The following is a 6,574-nucleotide window of genomic DNA, read 5'->3' on the forward strand; positions in this document are numbered from 1 at the left end:
TTCTACCATCACCAACTCCAATATTACAAATTACCGAGCCCGAAATTATTAAAACTAATGACGATGCTTTTGTAATTGAAAAAGCTCCTGAAGAAGATACCGTTGAAGAAAATTTAGCCTCGCGATTGGTTGCCGATTTTGGATTGTTTGACCCAACTTTAGAATTGTCAAATTACAAATTTCCAACAATTGATTTATTAAAAGAATATGCATCTGCCGGAATTACAATCAATCAAGCCGAGCTTGAGGAAAATAAAAATAATATTGTAGAAACGCTTCGTAATTACAAAATTGAAATTGCACAAATTAAAGCTACAGTTGGACCGTCGGTAACTTTATATGAAATTGTTCCCGAAGCCGGAATTAGAATTTCAAAAATTAAAAGTCTAGAAGACGATATTGCGTTGTCATTATCGGCATTAGGAATTCGTATCATTGCTCCTATTCCTGGAAAAGGAACTATTGGTATTGAAGTGCCAAACAAAAATCCAACCATGGTTCCGATGAAAACGGTTATTGCTTCTGCAAAATTTCAAGAAGCCGAAATGGAACTTCCTATTGCCTTAGGAAAAACAATTTCCAACGAAACTTTTGTATTTGACCTTGCCAAAATGCCTCACTTACTAATGGCTGGTGCAACAGGACAAGGAAAATCAGTTGGATTGAATGCAGTTCTTACATCTTTATTGTATAAAAAACATCCAGCCGAAGTAAAATTTGTTTTAGTCGATCCGAAAAAAGTTGAATTGACACTTTTTAATAAAATAGAAAGACATTATTTGGCAAAACTTCCCGATTCTGAAGATGCAATTATTACTGATAATAGTAAAGTTATTAATACCTTAAACTCGCTTTGTATAGAAATGGACAACCGTTATTCTTTGTTAAAAGATGCAATGGTCAGAAATATTAAAGAATATAATGAAAAATTCAAGGCTCGAAAATTAAATCCCGAACACGGTCACCAATTTCTACCTTATATAGTATTAGTTGTAGATGAGTTTGCCGATTTAATAATGACAGCCGGAAAAGAAGTTGAAATACCAATTGCTCGTTTGGCTCAATTGGCACGTGCCATAGGAATTCACTTAATTATTGCTACACAAAGACCTTCTGTAAATGTTATTACTGGTATGATAAAGGCAAATTTTCCTGCTCGAATTGCATTTAGAGTAACGTCTAAAATTGATTCGAGAACAATTTTAGATTCTGGTGGTGCCGATCAACTTATAGGACGAGGTGATTTATTGTTTTCTAACGGAAATGATTTGGTTCGTGTACAATGTGCGTTTGTAGATACACCCGAAGTTGAAAAAATTGTAGATTATATTGGTTCTCAAAAAGCCTATCCTACTGCTTTCTTACTTCCCGAATATGTTGGTGATGAAAGTAATGTAAAATTAGACATTGATATATCAGAGAGAGACGTACTTTTTAAAGATGCATCCGAAATAATTGTAACAGCGCAACAAGGTTCGGCATCATTATTGCAAAGAAAATTAAAACTAGGCTACAACCGTGCAGGAAGATTGATAGATCAGTTAGAAGCAGCAGGAATTGTAGGACCATTCGAAGGTAGTAAAGCAAGGAGTGTTAATATTCCTGACTTAGTTGCTCTAGATCAATTTTTAAGTAATGAAAAAAACAATCAGTAAAATGAAAAAAATACTCTCAATTGTACTATTAGTTTGCATCGGATTCTCAAGTAATGCTCAAGATAAAAAAGCAAAAACACTTTTGGATGAAGTTACTGCTAAAATTAAAAGTTACGACAATATTGTTATTGACTTTAAATATACATTGAACAATGCAAAAGAAAACATCAATCAAGACAGTAAAGGAAATGTTACATTGCAAGGAAACAAATATGTGTTGAATTTTATGGGTGTGACCAAAATATTTGACGGAAAAAAAACATACACTATTGTTCCTGAAGATGAAGAAGTGACCATTTCTAGTGTTAATGATAAAGATGACAAAGCTATTACTCCGTCTAAAATGTTGACTTTTTTTAATAGTGGTTACAAATACTATTGGGACATACCGCAAAATGTAAACGGACGCAAAATTCAATTTATTAAGTTAATTCCAAACAATTCTAAAGACCAACGAAAAGAGGTACTTTTAGGAATAGATGTACAAACAAAAACCATTTACAATCTTATTGAAATAGGTAAAAATGGTACAAAAACAACTTTGACTGTTAATTCTTTCAAAACCAATCAGTCATTATCAAAAAATCAATTTACATTTGTGGCTAGTAAATATCCAAAATACTACATCAATAAATTAGATTAGCATTTGTGAAAATATTAGACAAGTATTTATTAAAAACCTTCTTGATTACATTTACTACGGTATTTGTAATCTTATTTTTTATATTTATATTACAAACAGTTTGGTTATTCATTTCAGAACTTGCAGGTAAAGATTTAGATTTTTTATTAGTTGTGAAATTTTTATTATTTTCAATGCCAAGAATCATTCCATTGGTTCTTCCACTTTCGGTGTTATTATCTTCCATCATGACTTTTGGAAGTTTAGCAGAAAACTACGAATTTGCAGCAATGAAATCTTCGGGTATTTCGTTTCAACGCTCTATGAGAAGTATTACTGTATTTATTGTACTACTTAGCATTGTTTCTTTTTTCTTTGCAAATAATGTAATTCCATATGCCGAATATAAATTTATAAATTTTAGAAGAAACATAGCCCAAGTAAAACCAGCGATGGCTATTGCTGAAGGACAATTTAGTGAAGTTGGAAATTATACTATTAAGGTTGAAAAAAAATCAGGTGAAAAAGGAAATTATTTAACCGGAGTTACAATTCACAAAAAACTTGATAATGGAGAAGGAAATACAACAGTAATCAAAGCCGAAAAAGGAGAACTTGTAAGCAGCGAATCATCCAATACACTTAAATTAGTTCTTACAAATGGAAATTATTATGAAGATATTATTCCAAAAAAATATGAAGAGCGAAATAAAATTCCATTTGCCAAAGGTTCATTTAAAAGAGATGTAATAAATATTGATTTATCAAAACTAAATCAATCTAACATGGAAAATGTTGATATCTCTAATACCAATACAATGCTGAATGTGAGCGAATTAAAATTCACATTAGACTCATTAAATAAAAATTACAAGAAAGATGTTAAATCATATACTGAGAATATTTATTTGAGAACTGGCATTGGAAACACATTTTACAATCCTATAAATAATGATAGTAGCAAAACAAAAGAAAGCAAGGAGAACAATTTCTTAAATAATTTAGACAGTCAGCGAAAAAATGAAATTTATAAAATTGCAGTGAATAATGTAGAAAACACTGGTTTTTCAATAGACAGTTCTAATTTTGAAATGGAAGGAAAATCAAAGAATATAAACAGTCATTGGATTGCATTGTACGACAAATTTATGATTGCATTTTCTTGTCTTTTAATGTTTTTTATTGGTGCTCCTCTTGGATCAATCATTAGAAAAGGAGGACTAGGTTTACCTATAGTATTTGCGGTAGCAATATTTATAATTTTTCATTTCATAAATACATTTGGAAAAAGAGTAGCTCAAGAAAATCAAATGCCTGCCTTTATGGGTGTTTGGATGTCATCGATGATTTTGACTCCATTGGCAATTTTACTAACTTACAGAGCAATAAATGACATTGGAGGAATGGTAAGTTTTGATGGTTTTTTAGCACCAATACAGAAACTTTTTAAGATAAAAAAACGAAAAATAAAACAAACGACTCCTCAAATTGCTTTTGAAAAATCTATAGAAACAATCCCTCGTAATGAAATTGAGCCATTGAATAAAGAAGAGTTTTCAGCAGATTCAATTTCATTAATGATAGAAAAATACCATTATTTTGCTAAAATTTCTATTTTTTTATATAGTATATCATTTTTGTTTTCAATGGTATTATTTTTTATAAATTCTGTCTTTTTTTTAATTCTATTGGTACTAATTTTACTACCACTACTCTATTTTATTTACAAATCGCAAAAGGAAATAAATAATTTAAGACACGCTACCAATTTAGAAATTGAACCAGGAATGGTAATTGCAATTTTAACAGGATTTCCTTTTTATTTTATTACCTACTTCTTGACTAAAAGTCATTTAAAACTAAAAAAATAACTACACACTTCATAACTACATAAAAATGTCGAATTCCATAAAATTAAATACCATTGAAGAAGCTATTGAAGACATCCGTCAAGGAAAAATAATCATAGTAGTCGATGACGAGGATCGAGAAAACGAAGGAGATTTTCTTGCTGCTGCCGAAAAAGTTACGCCAGAAATGATAAATTTTATGGCAACACATGGCCGAGGATTAATTTGTGCACCGCTTACCGAAAGTCGTTGTAAAGAATTAGAACTAAGAGCTATGGTTTCTAACAATACAGATCACATGGAAACCGCATTCACAGTTTCGGTTGATTTAAAAGGAAATGGAGTAACTACAGGAATATCTGCATCAGATAGAGCAAAAACAATTTTAGCATTAGTAGATAGTAAAACAAAATCTTATGAATTAGCTCGTCCTGGACATATTTTCCCACTGGTAGCCAAGCAAGGTGGTGTTTTACGAAGAACTGGTCATACAGAGGCTGCAATTGATTTTGCAAGACTTGCTGGATTCAAATCGGCTGGAGTTATTGTAGAAATAATGAATGAAGATGGAACAATGGCAAGATTACCAGAATTAGTTAAAGTTGCTAAAAGATTCGATTTAAAATTAGTTTCAATTGAGGATTTGGTTGCTTATAGAATGAAACATGATAGTTTAATTGTAAAAAAAGAAGATTTTGATATAGAAACAAGATTTGGAACATTCCGTCTTCGAGCATATGAGCAAACTACAAATAAACAAATTCACATTGCTTTAACAAAAGGAACATGGAGTTTGGGAGAATCTGTTTTAACTAGAATAAATTCATCACAAGTTAACAATGATTTATTGGGTACATTAACTAATAATGCCGATAAACAATTGGACGATATGTTTAAAATGATAAATGAGCAAGGAAAAGGTGCCGTTTTATTTATAAATCAAGACATGCAATCGGTAAACTTGTTAAGCAGGATATCGGAACTTAAATTATTACAATCAAAAGGTGAAATGAAAGCACCCAAAATTATTATTGACAGCAAAGATTTTGGAATTGGTGCCCAAATGCTTCATGATATAGATATTTCAAAAATTAGATTAATATCCAATACTCAACAATCAAAACGAGTAGGAATGATTGGTTATGGCTTAGAGATTATGGAATACGTGAATTATTAATTTTTTTTTAAATAAAAAAATAGTCATAACCCTAAGAAAATGAAACGATTACTTTTTAGAATAAAAATTAATCGTTTTTTTGTTTAAAATGTATTTGGAAAACAAAAAAAGGTTACTATATTTGCATCCGCATTACGGAAGTAATTGTGTCTTACTGGAGAAATGGCAGAGCGGTCGAATGCGGCAGTCTTGAAAACTGTTGACTGTAACAGGTCCGGGGGTTCGAATCCCTCTTTCTCCGCCAGTAGAAATACAAATTGAATTAAAACCCTTTAAATCGTATGATTTAAAGGGTTTTTTCTTTTACACTCCCTCCAAAATATTCATTAATGCGTGTACTGAAGGGGATAAAATCGGTTACCCTAAAACTCATGACTTTTGGGTAACCGATTTTTATCTCGGGCTAGTATACACAAGGCTTTTGAACATATTCATTAACATGTTCATTAAGTTGTTCAGTATATGAACATCTTGTGTTGTAGTCATTTTAGATTTAAATTTAATATGAACTAAAAGGTTACCGCGATGAAAACAAAAGTATCAATTCTCTTTTATGCAAAGAGAGCAAAAGCCAGCGTAAACGGTTCAGTACCGATCTACACAAGAATCACCATTAATGGCAAAAGAATTGAATTAAGCACAAACCGATTTGTCGACATTTCCAAATGGTCTACAGAAGCAGGTAAAATGAAAGGCAGTTCAGAAGAAGCCCGTTCAATAAATAGCCATCTTGATATGCTTAAAATCAAAATTATTGATGGGCAAATGGAATTAATACACAAAAACATTCCGGTTACTGCAGAAACTATCAAAAACAAAATCCTTGGTTTTGAAGAACGTAAACGAATGTTGGTTCCCATCTTCCAAGACCATAACAACAAAATCAAAGAATTGATAGGTAAAGAATATGCACCAGGAACATTGGAGCGCTACAAGACCTCGTTAAAACATACGATCGATTTTCTGGAATGGAAATACAAAATATCCGATATCGAGATTGATAAAATAAATCATGCTTTTATTACCGATTATGAATTCTACTTGCGCAGCGTTAGGAATTGCGCCAATAACACCGCGGTCAAGTACATCAAGAATTTTAGCAAAATCATAAAGATATGCTTGGCCAACAATTGGATTGACAGAAACCCTTTCAGCAACTATAAAGCCAAAATCAGAGAAGTGGAACGAGCGTATTTATCAGAGGAAGAGATTGAGAATATCATCAACAAAGATTTCAAAACAGATAGACTCTCATTAGTACGCGATATCT

4 protein-coding genes, 1 tRNA gene and 1 pseudogene are annotated in these 6,574 nt (G+C 31.5%); all 6 read left to right on the forward strand.

All coding sequences use genetic code 11. The annotated features are described in order from the left end of the window. On the forward strand, window positions 1–1,655 hold a 1,655-nt coding region (locus tag ACH2CG_RS02635), incomplete at its 5' end, for a DNA translocase FtsK (RefSeq protein ID WP_395061920.1). Window position 1,656: 1 nt separating this feature from the next. Then, window positions 1,657–2,298: an outer membrane lipoprotein carrier protein LolA gene (locus ACH2CG_RS02640; protein ID WP_395061922.1), complete on the forward strand. Its 642-nt coding sequence runs from the start codon at window positions 1,657–1,659 to the stop codon at window positions 2,296–2,298. A 5-nt stretch (window positions 2,299–2,303) separates the two neighbouring features. After that, window positions 2,304–3,752, forward strand: a pseudogene (locus ACH2CG_RS02645) (LptF/LptG family permease); the annotation flags it as partial. A 421-nt stretch (window positions 3,753–4,173) separates the two neighbouring features. Next, window positions 4,174–5,304, forward strand: a complete 1,131-nt coding sequence (gene ribB / locus ACH2CG_RS02650) for a 3,4-dihydroxy-2-butanone-4-phosphate synthase (protein ID WP_395061924.1) — start codon at window positions 4,174–4,176, stop codon at window positions 5,302–5,304. Window positions 5,305–5,460: 156 nt separating this feature from the next. Then, window positions 5,461–5,548 (forward strand) — tRNA-Ser (locus ACH2CG_RS02655). A 281-nt stretch (window positions 5,549–5,829) separates the two neighbouring features. After that, window positions 5,830–6,574 (forward strand): phage integrase SAM-like domain and Arm DNA-binding domain-containing protein (locus ACH2CG_RS02660; protein WP_395061926.1); only part of this gene is annotated, 745 nt, incomplete at its 3' end.

The organism is Flavobacterium sp., from assembly GCF_043778725.1.
Lineage (GTDB): Bacteria > Bacteroidota > Bacteroidia > Flavobacteriales > Flavobacteriaceae > Flavobacterium.

Coding starts and splice junctions, on each gene's coding strand:
- ACH2CG_RS02640 (WP_395061922.1), top strand. CDS start 1,657: ATGAAAAAAATACTCTCAATTGTACTATTAGTTTGCATCGGATTCTCA.
- ribB (WP_395061924.1), top strand. CDS start 4,174: ATGTCGAATTCCATAAAATTAAATACCATTGAAGAAGCTATTGAAGAC.